This is a genomic window from bacterium, assembly GCA_022763185.1.
Classification (GTDB): Bacteria; Bdellovibrionota_G; JALEGL01; order JALEGL01; family JALEGL01; genus JALEGL01.
Map to the genome: position 1 here is coordinate 187,408 of JALEGL010000008.1, position 15,761 is coordinate 203,168.

Annotated in this window: 14 protein-coding genes and 2 tRNA genes; 15 read left to right on the forward strand and 1 reads right to left on the reverse strand. The window is 36.6% G+C overall.

What is annotated here, in order from left to right; translation table 11 throughout:
• Positions 1 to 83 precede the first annotated feature (83 nt).
• From lysS to MRY82_06000, 15 genes are all read left to right on the forward strand, one after another.
• The gene (lysS, locus tag MRY82_05930) at positions 84 to 1,601 is read left to right on the forward strand and encodes a lysine--tRNA ligase (protein MCI5072465.1); all 1,518 of its coding nucleotides are present in this window, start codon (positions 84 to 86) and stop codon (positions 1,599 to 1,601) included.
• 13 nt (positions 1,602 to 1,614) lie between these two features.
• On the forward strand, positions 1,615 to 2,856 hold the full coding sequence (locus MRY82_05935) for an ABC transporter permease (GenBank protein ID MCI5072466.1): 1,242 nt from the start codon (positions 1,615 to 1,617) through the stop codon (positions 2,854 to 2,856).
• A complete protein-coding gene (locus MRY82_05940; protein ID MCI5072467.1) occupies positions 2,846 to 3,547 on the forward strand; it encodes an ABC transporter ATP-binding protein in 702 nt (233 codons plus the stop codon). The genes MRY82_05935 and MRY82_05940 overlap by 11 nt, the downstream gene beginning before the upstream one ends.
• A 33-nt stretch (positions 3,548 to 3,580) precedes the next feature.
• Complete coding sequence (gene bamA / locus MRY82_05945; GenBank protein ID MCI5072468.1) at positions 3,581 to 5,902, forward strand: outer membrane protein assembly factor BamA; 2,322 nt, start codon at positions 3,581 to 3,583, stop codon at positions 5,900 to 5,902.
• Between the two features lie 18 nt (positions 5,903 to 5,920).
• Positions 5,921 to 6,448, forward strand: a complete 528-nt coding sequence (locus MRY82_05950; GenBank protein MCI5072469.1) for an OmpH family outer membrane protein — start codon at positions 5,921 to 5,923, stop codon at positions 6,446 to 6,448.
• A gap of 47 nt (positions 6,449 to 6,495) precedes the next feature.
• Positions 6,496 to 6,570: transfer RNA gene (locus tag MRY82_05955), tRNA-Val, on the forward strand.
• Positions 6,571 to 6,598: 28 nt separating this feature from the next.
• Positions 6,599 to 8,518, forward strand: a complete 1,920-nt coding sequence (thrS, locus tag MRY82_05960) for a threonine--tRNA ligase (GenBank protein ID MCI5072470.1) — start codon at positions 6,599 to 6,601, stop codon at positions 8,516 to 8,518.
• A 4-nt stretch (positions 8,519 to 8,522) separates the two neighbouring features.
• Positions 8,523 to 9,041 (forward strand): translation initiation factor IF-3, encoded by a 519-nt coding sequence (gene infC, locus MRY82_05965; GenBank protein ID MCI5072471.1) that lies wholly within the window; start codon positions 8,523 to 8,525, stop codon positions 9,039 to 9,041.
• 156 nt (positions 9,042 to 9,197) lie between these two features.
• A complete protein-coding gene (gene rpmI / locus MRY82_05970) occupies positions 9,198 to 9,395 on the forward strand; it encodes a 50S ribosomal protein L35 (protein ID MCI5072472.1) in 198 nt (65 codons plus the stop codon).
• 66 nt (positions 9,396 to 9,461) lie between these two features.
• Positions 9,462 to 9,815 carry a 50S ribosomal protein L20 gene (rplT, locus tag MRY82_05975; GenBank protein MCI5072473.1) on the forward strand — a complete coding sequence of 118 codons (354 nt, stop codon included), beginning with the start codon at positions 9,462 to 9,464 and terminating at the stop codon, positions 9,813 to 9,815.
• On the forward strand, positions 9,812 to 10,831 hold the full coding sequence (gene pheS, locus MRY82_05980) for a phenylalanine--tRNA ligase subunit alpha (GenBank protein ID MCI5072474.1): 1,020 nt from the start codon (positions 9,812 to 9,814) through the stop codon (positions 10,829 to 10,831). The genes rplT and pheS overlap by 4 nt, the downstream gene beginning before the upstream one ends.
• Before the next feature lie 91 nt (positions 10,832 to 10,922).
• Positions 10,923 to 13,310, forward strand: coding sequence for a phenylalanine--tRNA ligase subunit beta (gene pheT, locus MRY82_05985; GenBank protein MCI5072475.1), 2,388 nt, complete (start codon positions 10,923 to 10,925; stop codon positions 13,308 to 13,310).
• A gap of 54 nt (positions 13,311 to 13,364) precedes the next feature.
• Complete coding sequence (locus MRY82_05990) at positions 13,365 to 13,799, forward strand: MerR family transcriptional regulator (GenBank protein ID MCI5072476.1); 435 nt, start codon at positions 13,365 to 13,367, stop codon at positions 13,797 to 13,799.
• A 2-nt stretch (positions 13,800 to 13,801) separates the two neighbouring features.
• Positions 13,802 to 14,953, forward strand: coding sequence for an aminotransferase class V-fold PLP-dependent enzyme (locus tag MRY82_05995; protein ID MCI5072477.1), 1,152 nt, complete (start codon positions 13,802 to 13,804; stop codon positions 14,951 to 14,953).
• Between the two features lie 52 nt (positions 14,954 to 15,005).
• Positions 15,006 to 15,082: transfer RNA gene (locus MRY82_06000), tRNA-Pro, on the forward strand.
• A gap of 132 nt (positions 15,083 to 15,214) precedes the next feature.
• Here MRY82_06000 and MRY82_06005 read toward each other — a convergent pair.
• Positions 15,215 to 15,761: tyrosine-type recombinase/integrase (locus MRY82_06005; protein ID MCI5072478.1), on the reverse strand; the 547-nt coding region annotated here is incomplete at its 5' end.

The window sequence follows — 15,761 nt, forward strand, 5'->3', positions numbered from 1 at the left end:
TGAACAACAACAAATGATAATTTCAGGTTTAATTTAAAATAAACATAGCTTTATAAGCTATTTAGCGTTAAGAAACTCATTCTATGAGTGAACAAACGCAACCTTTGTTTTGGGCAGATGAGCATGCCAATGAAATTGTAGAACAAAAAAATGAAGTGGTGGTGGCTACTGGGATTTCTCCATCTGGCTACATTCACGTTGGTAATTTTAGAGAAGTGGCTACCGCTGATGCTATTGTTAGAGCCGTAAAAGATAAAGGCAAGTCGGTAAAGCTGATCTATATTGCAGATAATTATGACCCTTTACGTAAAGTCTATCCGTTTTTAGATGAAAAAACTTATGCGCCGTATGTGGGCAATGCACTGTCTGAGATCCCTTCACCTGAGCCAGGTTTTCCAAGTTACTCTGAGCGGTTTTTACATCCTTTTTTACAAGCTTTAGAAAGCTTGGATATCACGATTGAATTGGTCAAAGCAGATGAGTTGTACAAGCAGGGTGCATTTTTAGATAATACGCTTAAGGCTTTGGAAAAGACCCAAGAAATAAGAAAAATTTTAAAAACCGTTACCGGTAAAGATACTCCTGATGATTGGTCGCCTTTTACACCGATTTGTGAAAAAAATGGTCGCATGGATACCACCAAGGTTCTTGCCTATGATTTAGAAAAGAAACAAATAGAATATGAGTGCTCAGAGAGTGGTTATAGAGGCGTGAGAGATATTCAAGGTGGAGGTAAGCTAACCTGGCGTGTGGATTGGCCTGCACGTTGGCAAATGTTGGGAGTCACTGTTGAACCCTTTGGTAAAGATCATGCTTCTCGTGGTGGTTCTTATGATACTGGCAAAATCATTGCCAAAGAAATTTTTGATTATGAAGCACCGTATCCCATCATTTATGAATGGATTGGCCTTAAAGGTGTGGGTGATATGTCTTCCAGTAAAGGCAATGTGATTTCCATCAATGATATGTTAGAGGTTCTTCCTCCTGAAGTATTGAAATACTGGGTGTTTAAAGCCAAACCTAACAAACACTTATCTTTAGACCCTTCTATTCCATTGTTAAGCTTGATGGATGAATACGATGATCCGGAGTCTAAGAATAAACAACACCGTGCTTTTGAGCTGGCACAAATTTCTAGTGCTCCAAGTTTGGGTGTACCTTTTAAACATTTAATCTCTTTGGTGCAGATTCATGATAGCGTTGATGACGTTGCACATACTTTACAACGTTCAGGTTACAGTCAGCTTGATAAAGTAGTCTTGGCTTCAAGAATGACCTATGCCAAGCAATGGTTGGAAAAATTTGGACCAGAAGATATGAAATTCTCTGTTCAAAAAGAATTGCCCGAGTTAGCCAAAACTTTATCTGCAGAGCAAAAGCAAACCTTGAACTTGATAGCGGATAAACTAGAAGACAGTATGTCAGCTCAGGATATTCATGAATTGATTTATGCCATTAAAAATGAATTGGGCTTAAACCCTAAAGACATTTTTTATGCGATCTATGCCTCAATTTTGGGTAAGGAAAAAGGCCCAAGAGCTGGCTTTTTCCTTTCTATTTTAGACACAGACTTCATCAAAAAAAGGTTTACAGAAGTATAAGGTTATACTTGTTATGAAGCATTCTTATGAATACTACATTGGTCTTAGATACTTGCTGTCTAAGAAGAAGCAAGCCTTTTTATCTGTAATTAGCTGGATTTCAGTTTTGGGCATAGCGGTTGGTGTCATGGCATTAACCGTTGTTTTATCTGCTGTTTCAGGTTTTCAGGAAGACTTTCGCAAACGGATTTTAGGAAACAATGCGCCCTTGATTGTATTTAATCACGAAGGCAATATTTATAATTATGAGCCAGTCTATGAAGATATTATGGCAACCTCAGGCGTAACCGGAGCCAACCCATTTGTTTATGGTGAAGTATTAATGGTTTCTGAAACTGGACGTTCTTCTGGAGGAGTTATTTATGGTGTAAATCCTGAGCGGGTTAAAAATGTTACCTCACTTAATTCTGATATGAACAGGGGTAAACTTGAAGATCTAAAAACTACCTCAGGTTTACCTGGCATTATTTTGGGTAATGATATTGCTGAAAACCAATTGTTTGTTAGTGTTGGCTCCACTATCAGTATTGTGTCTCCAGAAGGTGAGTTGAGTCCCTTTGGCTTTGGTCCAAAGTTGAGAAAGTTTGAAGTGGTGGGGACTTTTAAAAGTGGTCTTTTTGAGTTTGATACCAAAAGTGCCTATGTATTACTTGAAGATGCCCAGAGTTTTTTAGGTATTGAAGACGCCGTTGCAGGTATTCAAGTTATGGTTGATGATTATGAGAAAAATGCCAAGCCAGTGGCCGTTGAACTCTATAAAAACTTGGGTTCATCATTTTATGTCAGACACTGGATGGAGTTAAACAGAGATTTATTCAATGCGTTTAAGCTAGAAAAAACAGTATTTTTTATTGTGGTGGTCATGATTGTGTTGGTGGCATCGTTTAATATCATCAGTACTTTAACCTTATTGGTTTTAACCAAAGCTAGAGAAATTTCTATTTTAAAAACATTGGGTGCAACCCGTAAGAGTATTGCCAAGATATTCATGTTTTGCGGTTTTGTGTTGGGGACGCTTGGAACGCTATTGGGGCTTATGCTAGGAATTGTTGGCTGTTACATGTTGGAACATTATTTTCCTTTTCCACTCAATGCCAATGTTTATCAAGTGGACCACTTGCCCATAAGGATTGATGTTTTAGAATGGACCTGGGTTGGTGTTTGTGCGCTGAGTATAAGTTTTTTATCAACCTTATATCCAGCGTTTAAAGCTTCTAAGTTAGAGCCTTCAGAGGGAATACGCTATGATATCTAATTCAGACCTTTCCATTAAGGCAGAAAATATTTCTAAAGCATATATAAAAAACAATCATGAAAAGATTGAAGTGCTTAAAGACCTCAACTTTGAAATTAGCAGTGGACAGTCGGCAGCTGTTGTTGGTCATTCAGGATGTGGGAAGTCTACATTTCTACAAATTTTAGGAACCTTATTAAAACCTAATTCAGGCCAAATTTTAATTGGAGATGAAGCCGTTTTAACCAAAAAAGACCGTGAATTGTCGGCTTTTAGAAATAAAAACATTGGTTTTGTTTTTCAATTTCATCATTTATTGCCAGACTTTACCGCCTCGGAAAATGTGGCCATTCCTTTATTAATGCAAAAAATGAGTATGCAAAAAGCTTTAAAAAAAGCTGAGGATGCCTTAAAAGAAGTAGACTTATTTGACCGCAAAGATCATAAACCTTCAGCGATGTCAGGTGGAGAGCAGCAAAGAACAGCACTTGCCAGAGCGTTGGTCACTCAACCCAAAATTGTTCTAGCGGATGAGCCTACCGGTAATTTAGATGAAGAAACTGGTGCTGGTGTTGGGCAGCTATTGTTTGAGCATGTAAAACAGTATAATTGTGCATTAGTTGTTGTAACACATAATAGAAACTTGGCTAAGTCTGCAGATCGTGTATTAAGGTTGAGCAATGGCTGCTTGGTCCAAGAAGATTTGAGTTAGTGATATTGTTTTGAGATTATGCAAAGGTATTTAGTGAAAAATTTTTGTAAGCTTTTTCCTGTTTTATTGGGTCTAAGTTTTTTTGTAATTAACCTTGGCCAGGCCTATAGCCAAACCATTCGTAGTGTTGAGGTTGTTGGTAATAAACGCGTAGAAAAAGATGCGGTTTTGGCTGTAGTGACCTCTAGTGCTGGGGAGACTTTAGATCGACAGAAAATAAAAAGTGATATTGAAAACATTAATGCTTTAGGCTTTTTCTCAGAAATAGAAGCGTCAATCAATGATCAAGGGGACTTGCTTTACACTCTTAAGGAAAAACCTTTTATTGAAAAAATAAAATTTGTGGGTAATGCCAATGAAAAAGAAGAAGACTTAAAAGAAAAGCTAGAAATCAAAGCCTACAGTTTTTTAAAAGAGGAAGATTTACAAAAATCTCTGAATAATATTCAAGATCACTATACCAGCAAAGGCTACCATCTAGCTGATATAGACTATACATTAGAAAAACTAGATAATGAAAAACAGGGCAGCGTTCTGGTTATCAAAATAGATGAGAGCAAAAAGGTCAAAGTCACGCGCATCAGTTTTATTGGGAACACTGTATTCAGTGAAAAAGAGCTACGCAGTTTTTTATTTACCAAAGAAAAAAACTTTTTAAGTTTTATTTCTTCAGCTGGAAGTTACCAAAAAGATATGTTGGCTCAAGATCAGCAAATCATCAAAAGTCGTTATGGAAATAAAGGGTATATCAATGCCAAGGTTTTAGAGCCTTTGATAAAAATTACAGCGGATAAAAGTGAGATTCATATTTTCTTTAAAATTGAAGAGGGTGAAAAGTATACAGTTGGTAATGTTGATATCGATGGCGAACTTTTGGAACCAAAAGATAAATTGCTTGAGAAAGTTAAACTAAAATCTGGAGAAGTTTTTGATACTTTGATCTTGCAACGTGATATTGCAAATTTGTCAGATGTGTATGCCAAAAAGGGCTATGCTTATGTGAATGTTATACCTCAGGATCAACGTGATGAACGGAATAAAGTTGTCAGTATTACCTATGCCATACAGCCGGGCCCAAAAATTAGAATCAACAGAATTCAATTTACCGGTAATCAAAGTACCCGAGATAAAGTGCTCCGACGTGAAATGGAAATTCATGAAGGTGATATTTATAATATTGAAAAAATACGCAACTCTAAAGCCAGTATAGAACGTTTGGCTTTGTTTGAGGAAGTTCGCTTAAAGACACCTAAATCTGAACAAGAGAATACAGTAGACTTAATTTTTGAGGTGAAAGAAAAAGAAACGGGTAGTTTTAATATTGGTGCCGGGTTCAATACTTTAGATTCTTTTCAACTGCTAGGAACAGTGCAAAAGCGGAATCTTTTTGGTTATGGCGTTGATTTAAATTTTAATGCTAGAGTGGGTGGCCGAACCCAAGCATTTAACTTGACTTATAGAGACCCCTATTTTTTAGATAGTAAATGGGGAATGAACTTAAGTGCATTCAATATAGAACGACAATTCTTTGACTTTGATTTGACTTCTAGAGGCGGGTCCTTGGGATTTGATTACTTGCTTTATCAAAAGGGCTTAGAACGGGTTCGTTTGGGGTTAACCTATTCTCTGGTAGATCAGATTTTATCAGACTTAAGGCCAACGGTAGAAAATGTCTTTTCAGGAGGCTTAACATCGAGTGTTACGGCAACATTGGTCAGAGATACACGTAATAAAGTGTTTCAGCCCGATAAGGGATCGTTCTTGCAGCTATCTCAGGAAGTTGCTGGAGGACCGTTTGGTGGAGAAAATTCATTTTCAAAGAGTGAGTTTGACGGGCGCTGGTTTTTCCCTTTATTTAGAGAAAGCAAAATTCCTGTGATTAAAGATTCAGTTTTTGCGCTTCACTTTAAAACCGGTTACGTGGCACCACTCAACAGCGATGAACGGGTTCCTTTGTTTGAGCGTTATTTCCCAGGGGGTATTTTAAGTTTAAGAGGTTTCCGTATTAGATCTTTGGGACCTAAAATTCAAGTGGCGTCAAGCAATGATCCATCCAGCTTACAAACCTCAGACTTTGTAATTGGAGGTAATAAACAAGTTATCTTTAATGCTGAATACTTATTTCCAATTGTTAAAGCGGCTAATATTAGAGGTGTTTTGTTTTTTGATATGGGAAATGCTTTTGACAATGATGAAAGCATGTTTACTATTGAAGGACAAAGACAAAGCGTTGGGTTTGGCTTTAGATGGTTTTCGCCAATTGGACCGCTCCGCTTTGAGTGGGGCTACCCACTGGATAAAAAAGAAGACGAAAACAACGTAGTATTTGACTTTACGATTGGTTCGTTGTTTTAAGAGGGGATGAAATTAATAATGAAAAAAGTTATAACAATTTTAATCTTAAGTTTAACTGTATCTGCTCAGTTGTGGGCAAACAATATTGCTGTTTTTAATATTCAAGATGTTGTTGATAGCATTGATGAAGGTAAAAAGGCTAAATCAGCAATGGAAACATCAATGTCAGATGCTCAGAAAAAGCAAAAAGAGTTTACTGAGCTTCAAACCAAGTTTGGAAAATTACAAGAAGAGTTTGGTAAAATGCGTTTGGCCTGGGATAAAAAAGTTTTAGAACAAAAGCAAAATGCGCTTATTGCAATGCAAAAAGATTTACAAAGTAAGGCCGTTGAGCTGCAAAAATTAGACAACGAACTTCGTAAAAAAGAGCTTCAGTATCAGGCTGTAATCGGTAAAAAAATCCAAGAAGTGATTAAAAAAATTGCATCAACGGGTTCATATGATTTAATTTTAGAAAAGTTGGAGTCTGGAGTTCACTTCAGTAAGCCAAAAATGGATATCACAGATTTGGTGATCAAAGAGTACAATAAAGTGCATAAAAAATAAGATTTTTATACATGATACATTTCAATCTAATTTTCACAATATGATAAAGGCACGTAGCTCAGTGGGAGAGCGCTACCCTGACACGGTAGAGGTCGGCAGTTCAATCCTGCCCGTGCCTACCATTTTATATAAAACCCCAGTAAAAAAGAGATGAAGTTGATTAAATTATCCTTACCCAATGGAGATATAAAAGAAATTGAACAGGGCAGTTGTGGTCTTGATGTGGCACACATGATTGGCTCAGGCTTGGCTAAAGCGGCGCTCGCAGTGGAGTACAATGGGAAACTGCTAGATTTAAGAAGCCCTTTACTAGAAGATGGTACGTTTTCAGTCATCACCAGCAAAGATCCTAAAGGTCAAGAAGTGATTAAACATTCTGCTGAGCATATTATGGCTCAGGTGGTTAAAGAAATTTGGCCCAAGACTCAAGTGGATGTGGGAAGAACCGATCACAGTGAAAAGTTTCAATATGATTTTAAAGTTGAGCAGCCGTTCACTGAAGAAGATTTAGAAAAAATAGAAAAAGCCATGCAAAAAAGCATTGGTCAAAAACATGCTTTTTCACGCCAGGTTGTGACGCGACAAGAAGCCGAAACCATCTTTAAGGAAAAAGGTGAGTTGCTTAAGTTAGAGCGTTTGGCAGATATACCTGAAGATGAAGAGATTACTATTTTTAGTCATGGTGGCTTTGTTGATTTATGCAGAGGCCCACACGTTCAGCACGCTGGACAAATCGGTGCTGTAAAAATATTAGACTCTTCTGCATCTTATTTTAAAGGTGATGAGAACAATGAAGTTTTACAAAGAGTCTATGGTACAGCCTTTTCAAACAAAACAGAATTAAAAGAGTATTTAGCCCTGATTGAAGAAGCCAAGCGCAGAGACCATCGTAAACTGGGTAAAGAGCTTGATTTATTTAGCGTCTCAGATGAAGTTGGGCCAGGTTTAATTTTGTGGCACCCTAAAGGTGCTTTGCTAAGGCATTTGGTTGAGGAATTCTGGAAACAGCAGCATTTAGAAAATGGTTATGACTTTGCGTACACACCACACATTGCCAAGTCAAAATTATGGGAAACATCTGGGCATACTGAGTTTTATCAGGAAAATATGTTTTCAGGCATGGATGTTGATGATCAAGGTTACTTGGTAAAACCCATGAATTGTCCATTTCACGTCCAGATTTTTAAATCTAAATTAAAAAGTTATAGAGACTTACCCGTGCGCATTGCAGAACTGGGAACGGTCTATCGTTATGAACGTTCAGGGGTGTTGCATGGCTTATTGCGTGTGCGAGGGTTTACCCAAGATGATGCCCATTTATTTGTTGCACCAAAACAATTGAATGAGGAAATCTATCAAGTCTTGCAGTTTGTGCAAAAAATGTTTGCTCGCTTTGATTTTCATGAGTATGAAATTTATTTATCTACACGTCCAGAGAAGTCCGTAGGTTCAGATGAAGACTGGGCTTTGGCAACAGAAGCACTGCAAGGTGCTTTGGATAAGTCTGGTTTGCCTTACAATGAAGATCCAGGTGAAGGGGTGTTTTATGGACCCAAAATTGATATTAAAATAAAAGATTCTATCGGTAGGTCTTGGCAATGTGCTACAATACAAGCTGACTTTAATTTACCCATGCGTTTTAACTTGCAGTTTGTTGATGATGATGGCCAGAAAAAAGCACCCATTATGATTCATAGAGCCCTATTTGGCTCAATTGAACGTTTTTTAGGATGTTTGATTGAGCATTATGCAGGCGTATTTCCTTTTTGGTTGTCACCTGTACAATTAAAGCTTTTACCGATTACTCAAGATCACCACGCTTACGCAAAAGACTTAAAAAATAAGCTTGAGTTTCAAGGTTACAGGGTTGAACTTGATGATAGAAGCGAAAAATTGGGCTATAAAATAAGAGAAGCTCAAATGGAAAAAGTTCCCTACGCATTAGTAATTGGGGATCAGGAAGTTAAGGATAAAACAGTGTCTTTGCGTGCTAGAGGCGAAAAAAATATGAAAACTTACAGTCTAGATGATTTAAATACATTTTTACAAAAAAATATGGAGGAGAAATAACTAAGTGAAGAAAAATGAATACAGACAAAGGGTCAATAGAATGATCCGTGTGCCAAAAGTGCGTGTTATAGGTCCTGATGGCGATCAATTAGGCGTATTAGATACACAAGAAGCTTTAAGAATTGCTCAAGATAAACAGTTGGATTTAATAGAAATTTCTCCAAAAGCCAGACCTCCAGTATGTAAGATCATGGATTATGGTAAATTTAAGTATCAACAAAAGAAAAAAAATCAAGAAGCCAAGAAAAATCAAAGTGTAATTCAGGTCAAAGAAATTAAAATGCGACCCTCAACGGACTTGCATGACTTCAACTTTAAACTTAAACATATTGAAAAATTTCTAGGTGAAGGCAATAAAGTTAAAGTCACCATTCGGTTTAGGGGGAGAGAAGTGGTCCATTCAGAGCTTGGTTTAACCATGCTCAATAAAATCAGTGAAAACCTTGAAGATAAATGTACCATTGACCAATCACCAAAGCTTGAAGGGCGTAACATGACCATGGTTTTAGGGCCCAAAAAATAACCCAAGTTACATTTTAAAAGAAAAGTAAGAAACAAGCGCAAGGGCACGTACTCTTGTAAAATTTCAAAAAAAGATTGATTTGCACTTAAAAATGGTTTATTGAGTGCGATCTATACAGATGTTTATGGGTAAGGGCCCAAACGAAGGAGAAATACAATGCCTAAAATGAAAACAAGAAGAGGCGCAGCAAAACGTTTAAAAATAACCAAAAGTGGTAAAATTAAGGCTAAAAAAGCTAATTTGCGTCACATTTTGACTTCAAAGGACCCAAAACGCAAAAGACAGCTAAGAAAACGCATGTACATTGCTGGAGTTGATGAAGCAAGAGTACTGAAAATGCTTCCATATGGTTGAAGATAAAACTAAAGTTATAGAATTTTATTAAGACAAGCAGCAGTAGATTGAAAGAAGGATAGAGATATGCCTAGAGTAAAAAGAGGATTTAAAGCCAATAGAAGACGTAAAAAGCTTATGGATAGAGCTGAGGGCTTTAGAGGAAGACGTAAAAACTGTTATTCTCTGGCAGCCATTGCAGTAGAGCGTGCTTTAGACAATGCTTATACCGGCAGAAAAAATAGAAAACGTGACTTTAGACGACTTTGGATTCAGAGAATTAACGCAGCCGCCAGAAACTTTGATTTAAGTTACAGCCGCTTTATGGCATTGCTTAAAAAATCTGGCTTAGAACTGAATCGTAAAGTTTTGGCAGATATTGCAGTTAAAGACCCAAAAGGTTTTGAAGATATTGTAAATACTGTTAAAAAAGCTGCGTGAGTTTAGATAAATTAAAAAGAATTTATAAAAAAGCTGAACAAGACCTTACCAAACTAAAAGATCTTGCTCAGCTTAATAACGTAAAAGCCCACTACTTAGGTAAACAGGGTTTGTTAAAAGATTTTCTCAAAGATCTTTCTAAGCTAAGCAATGACGAGAAAAAAATTTTTGGCAAAGAAGTCAATGCCATTAAGAACAGTTTAGAAGAAAAATTCCAAAATAAAAAATCAGATTTAGAGACTAAATTAGAAGCTGCTAAGCTGGCTTCTGAAAAAATAGATATTACTTTACCAGGTAAAAAAAACAGACCTGGATCACTTCATCCTTTAAGTATTGTTGAAAATGAGATCGTGAATGCTTTGAAGTCTTTAGGCTTTTCAGTAGCCTCAGGACCAGAAATTGAATCAGATTATTATAATTTTGAAGCATTGAATTTTCCAAAAAACCATCCTGCCCGTGACATGCAAGACACCTTTTTTGTCGATGAACAAACTGTTTTAAGGACACATACATCACCTGTTCAAGTTAGGTGTATGGAAAAAAACGATCCACCTCTGCGTATAATAGTGCCAGGACGTGTTTATAGAAATGATGCTGACGCAACTCATTCTCCTGTTTTTCATCAAGTTGAAGGACTGTGTGTGGATGCGGATATTAATTTTGGTGACTTAAAAGGAACTTTAGAAGCCTTTATTAAGATGATTTTTGGTAGCTCGGTAAAAACAAGGTTTAGACCCAGTTTTTTTCCATTTACAGAACCCAGTGCAGAGCTAGATATCATGGGCAAAAATGGTTGGATGGAAATTTTAGGCTGTGGCATGGTTGATCCCAATGTTTTTAGGGCTGTCATAGAAAAACGCCAAGAGTCCTGTTCAGAGTCACCCTATGATCCTGAAAAGATATCCGGTTTTGCTTTTGGTTTAGGAGTAGAGCGGGTAGCCATGCTCTTGCATGGTATTGATGATCTTCGTGCCTTTTATGAGAATGACACTCGATTTATTAGCCAGTTTGGGTAAAGTGTTAAAGCAAAAAATTTTAAAGATAAAACAATTTATTTTGTCTTCTAGAGTAAAACGGATAATTTTAATGAGAAAGATTTAGTGCCTTATGAAAGTTTTATTGAGTTGGTTGAATGAATATTTAATTGATAAAGTTGATGCAAAAACTGTAGAAGAGTCTTTGTTAAGGGTTGGTATTGAAGTTGCTACAATTCAGCACTTGGGAAAAGGCTTGGAAGATGTTGTTGTTGCAAAAGTCAATAACTTTATTCCACACCCCAATGCAGATAAATTGCGTTTGTGTGATGTGACCGATGGTAAAGAAACATTTAAAATTGTATGTGGAGCAAAAAACTTCAATAAAGGTGATTGTGTCGCTTTAGCTAAAATTGGTGCTGTGTTGCCCAATGGCTTGAAAATCAAAGCATCAAAAATAAGAGGTGAAGAGTCATTTGGTATGCTGTGTTCTAAAGATGAGTTAGGCTTAGCACAAGGGGATGATGAGGGTATTATTGTTTTTGATGAAAAAGTCAACTTAGGTGAGCCCGCGGCTAAACAGTTGGGCTTAGATGATACTTTATTTGAGTTAGAGTTAACGCCCAATAGAGGGGATTGTTTGAGTATGCTGGGAGTTGCTAGAGAAGTGGCTGCTGCGCTAAACGGTAAGAGCAAAAGCCTAGACTACGGTTATGGAAAAGATGACAGCTCTATCCAAGTTGAAGTTATTGAAAAACAACATGTTGACTGTTACACTTTGGTAGAAATTAACGACCTTGAATGCAAGTTAAGTGAACAAAAAATAAGCAACCGTTTACAGACAATAGGTCAAAGGTCAATCAACGCTATTGTTGATATTGGCAATTATTGTATGTTTGAGACTGGACAGCCCTTGCATGCTTTTGATCGAGATAAGCTTGTAGGAAAGATATCTGTTCGGTTTGCTAAGGCAGGAGAAAAAATACTGTGTTTAGATGATGTTGAACGCAGTCTGAATGAGCAAGATTTGATTATTGCAGATGAAGAGGGGCCGGTGGCTCTAGCTGGAATTATTGGTGGAGCTAGGACAAGTGTAAACTTGGAGAGCAAAAATATTTTATTGGAAGCTGCCAGTTTTGATGCCGGACTTGTTAGACAAACAGCTAAAAGATTAAAACTATCAACGGATAGTTCATACCGTTTTGAGCGGTTTGTTGACCCAAAAGCTGTTTGGCCAAGTGCTTTAAAAGCAGCAAAAATGATTATAAAAACCTGTGGTGGACACCAAGCATCCACAACATGGTATGAGAAAGAGCAGCATAAAGAGCAAGAGTATATTTTAAAGCAGCATACCATCAGAAGGGTTCTAGGAACTGATTTGCCTGAAGCAGGTGAATGCCTTTCACGATTAGGGATGTCTGTACAAAAGTATGGAGATGATCTTAGAGTTGAAGTCCCTACTTATAGACATGATATCAGCAGAGAAATAGATCTGGTTGAGGAAGTGGCAAGAATCTATGGTTATGATAACTTTAAGGGGACAATCCCAAAATTAAATACTTTTTCTTCAATACAAGATGAGTTTACAATTGATCATAAAATCAAATCTGTCTTGAAGTGTGCATCTTATAATGAAGTAAAAAACTACAGTTTTTTTTCTGAACAAGACTCAAGGTTAAATAACTATTGGCATCAAGAAGCTATTAGCTTAAAAAATGCATTAAATGAAAACACTGAATGGATGCGCAATAGTCTAATTCCAGGACTTTTACATAATTTAAAACTTAACCATAGCCAACAACAAAAACAGATAAAAATTTTTGAAATCTCTAAAACCTATGGAAAACACGCATCAAAAACAAACAGTGAAAACTTTTCTCCAGCAAGTGAAAAAAAGTGCCTGGCCATGTTGATCAGTGGAAACGTGGATGAAAAAAAATGGTACATGTCTGAACAAGGAGAGCTTGATTTTTTTACCTTAAAGGGTGATTTGGAAACTATTTTTGATCAATATGCTTTAGGACAGCTAGCATGGCAACAAACCCAAGACCTTGCCTTTTTACACCCAGGAAAATCGGCATTGATTCAATTTCAAAATAAAGTTATTGGTTTTATTGGTGAACTTCATCCTTCAGTATGTAGACAGTACGATATACCTAGCTGTTATGTATTGGAGCTACAAACGCAATCTCTTGAAAATATGCTTTCTAGAAGAAAAAAATACAAAGCCTTTTCTTCATATCCAAGTATATCTCGAGATTTTAGTTTTGTTGTAGATAAAGATTTATTTGTGGGCGAGTTTATAGACTTTGTAAGTAAGCAAAAAATTAAAGATTGTGTGGATGTTCAATTGTTTGACTTATTTGAATCCAAAAAGTTAGGTAAAGATAAAAAAAGTATTGCAATAAAACTCAAGTTTCAGTCTAAAGAAAAAACTTTACAAGACAAAGATGTGGACAAACAGTGTGAAAAATTATTGAAAACCATTGATAAACAATACAGTTTAGAAGTAAGACAATAGCCGTATTTTGCGCGGTTGACAGATAATTAACTTTGAGTTTAGAATTAGTGTGGTTTGGAAGAGTTTAGAGTTAAAATAAAGCAAAGCATACCCAATAAGATTTTTTTTAAAATTGGAGAAGTGGCTGAGATCACTCAATTGGAACCCTATGTCCTTAGATATTGGGAAAACGAATTTAATTTTAAATTGAATAAAACCAATCACAAGCAGCGACTCTATCAGCGTAAAGATATCAATGATATATTATTGGTTAAAAAGCTTTTGTACGATGAAAAATTCACCATTGCTGGAGCAAAGAAGAAAATAAAAGAGCTCAAAAAAAAGCAGCGTCAAAACCAATTGAGCTTGGTTTATGATTCACCTAAAAATGAAGCTTTGTCGGATAAAAGCATTAAAACTAGTTCAAAAGTTAAAAAAACAGACTCAAATATTATTGCCATAAAACGAGAATTAAACTCTATTTTAAATGAATTAAAAGAGTTTAAATAAGCATGATTTATCTCGATTATCACGCAACCACGCCGTGTTTGGAAAATGTTTTACAGGAGATGAATCAATTTCACTTGCACAGCTTTGCTAATATTGGGTCAGAGCACGCTTTAGGGAAAAAAGCGAATGAAGAATTTTTAGCCATACAAGATAACTTAATACAAAAAACTCAACTTAAGACATTTAAGTTACTTTACACATCTGGGGCAACAGAGTCGATCAATATTGCTCATCAGGGTTTATTGCAATATTGTAAAACTCATAACAAACAAATTATTAGTACCCATATAGAACACAAAGCAACTTTAAATGTACTTGCCTTTATGCAAAAACAGGGTGTTCATGTAGAATATTTGGCTGTGGATGCATGTGGGCGGATTGATCTCAATCAACTAGAACAGCTGTTAAAACAAAGACCTACAGCCTTATTGAGCTTTATTCACGGCAATAATGAAATGGGGGTTGTGCAAGATGAACAAAGCTGTATTGCTTTGGCCAAAGATGCGGGTGCTTGGGTGCATATGGATATCTCTCAGTCTATGTGTGTACAAGCGTCTTTGAGAAACTATCAAGAGGTTGATATGTTATCCTTTTCTGGTCATAAAATTTATGGTCCCAAAGGTATAGGGGGCTTGATTATCAATACAACATCCTCTAAACGTATGCCTCTTACAGCCTTAATGTATGGGGGTGAACAAAGTCATGCATTAAAACCGGGAACACATCCCACAGCCTTAGCGGTGGGTCTATGTACCGCATTGAATGAATGTTTTACCCACGCACAACAAAGACAACAGCATTTTTTAACTTTAAAACAGTATTTTCTCAAACAATTAGAAAAAAGACTTGATGGCTGGCATCTCACAGGGGACTTGAAATACACCTTGCCACACAATATTCATTTAAACTTTGATGGGATTCATCACAAGCTTGTTCAAGCATTAAAAAAGATTGCAGTATCATCGGGATCAACCTGTAGTTCAAGTAATCAGGCGCCTTCGCATGTTCTTAAAGCTCTAGGGATGAGTGACAGCAGAGCAAGATCAAGCATTCGCATAGGCTTAGGTATTGATAATAGCCAGGAAGACATGGATACTGCAGTTGAAGATATTGCTCAAACTGTAAAAAAAATACGTGAAAAAACAAGCATTTAAGCGCTAGGATATTGACTTCATTCTAGAACTCATATAGCTAAAGCAATGAGTTCGGGACGTAGCGCAGCCTGGTAGCGCACATGCATGGGGTGCATGGGGTCGCTGGTTCAAATCCAGTCGTCCCGACCATTTCTCCGATAACTATCTAAAATCATTTAATAATTTTTTCATATAGTCCTTTTGGGAAAGAAATGGGAAAGATAAAAAAATTTCATTGCTGACGGTTTTATTATTTTGAACAAACTGCTCTAGAAATTAATATTATCCAACACAGTTTGCTCTTTTTGAATTTAGAGAAATTACATTATTCATCCCTCCGTTATCAGGAGAAGGATTGGATTTTTTAATTTTACCAAATTCAAAATCAACAATGGCATCACGTTGGGTTTGCTCAGTGACTTTTGCATAATGCTGAGTGATACGAAGATCTTGATGTCCTAAAGCTGCTTGAGCACCACGAATGTTTCTCGTCTGGTTTGCATAGATTGATGCAAAAGAGTGTCTTAAAACGTGTGTAGAGCGCATGGGAAGCCCTAGTTTTTTAAAGGCATCTTTGTATGCACGTTGGATAGCATTATACTTAATCAATTCACCTTTTCTGTGAAATACCAATTGTTGTTCAGGGTTGAGCGCTTTCCATTCAGTCAGTAGTTGAACCAATTTTTCGGGCATGACAATTTTTCTAAAAACACCTGTTTTGGTGTTTTCTCGGATCTTGGGTTGTTTGGTCCAAAGATCCCAATTGCATACTCTTTTGATTTCTACTGTTTGACTTTGAAAGTTCACGCAGTCCCACATTAAACCACAA

Excerpts from the sequence above, each read along its gene's own strand:
- lysS (MCI5072465.1), top strand. The coding sequence starts at position 84 with ATGAGTGAACAAACGCAACCTTTGTTTTGGGCAGATGAGCATGCCAAT.
- MRY82_05935 (MCI5072466.1), top strand. The coding sequence starts at position 1,615 with ATGAAGCATTCTTATGAATACTACATTGGTCTTAGATACTTGCTGTCT.
- MRY82_05940 (MCI5072467.1), top strand. The coding sequence starts at position 2,846 with ATGATATCTAATTCAGACCTTTCCATTAAGGCAGAAAATATTTCTAAA.
- MRY82_05950 (MCI5072469.1), top strand. The coding sequence starts at position 5,921 with ATGAAAAAAGTTATAACAATTTTAATCTTAAGTTTAACTGTATCTGCT.
- thrS (MCI5072470.1), top strand. The coding sequence starts at position 6,599 with ATGAAGTTGATTAAATTATCCTTACCCAATGGAGATATAAAAGAAATT.
- rpmI (MCI5072472.1), top strand. The coding sequence starts at position 9,198 with ATGCCTAAAATGAAAACAAGAAGAGGCGCAGCAAAACGTTTAAAAATA.
- rplT (MCI5072473.1), top strand. The coding sequence starts at position 9,462 with ATGCCTAGAGTAAAAAGAGGATTTAAAGCCAATAGAAGACGTAAAAAG.
- pheT (MCI5072475.1), top strand. The coding sequence starts at position 10,923 with ATGAAAGTTTTATTGAGTTGGTTGAATGAATATTTAATTGATAAAGTT.
- MRY82_05995 (MCI5072477.1), top strand. The coding sequence starts at position 13,802 with ATGATTTATCTCGATTATCACGCAACCACGCCGTGTTTGGAAAATGTT.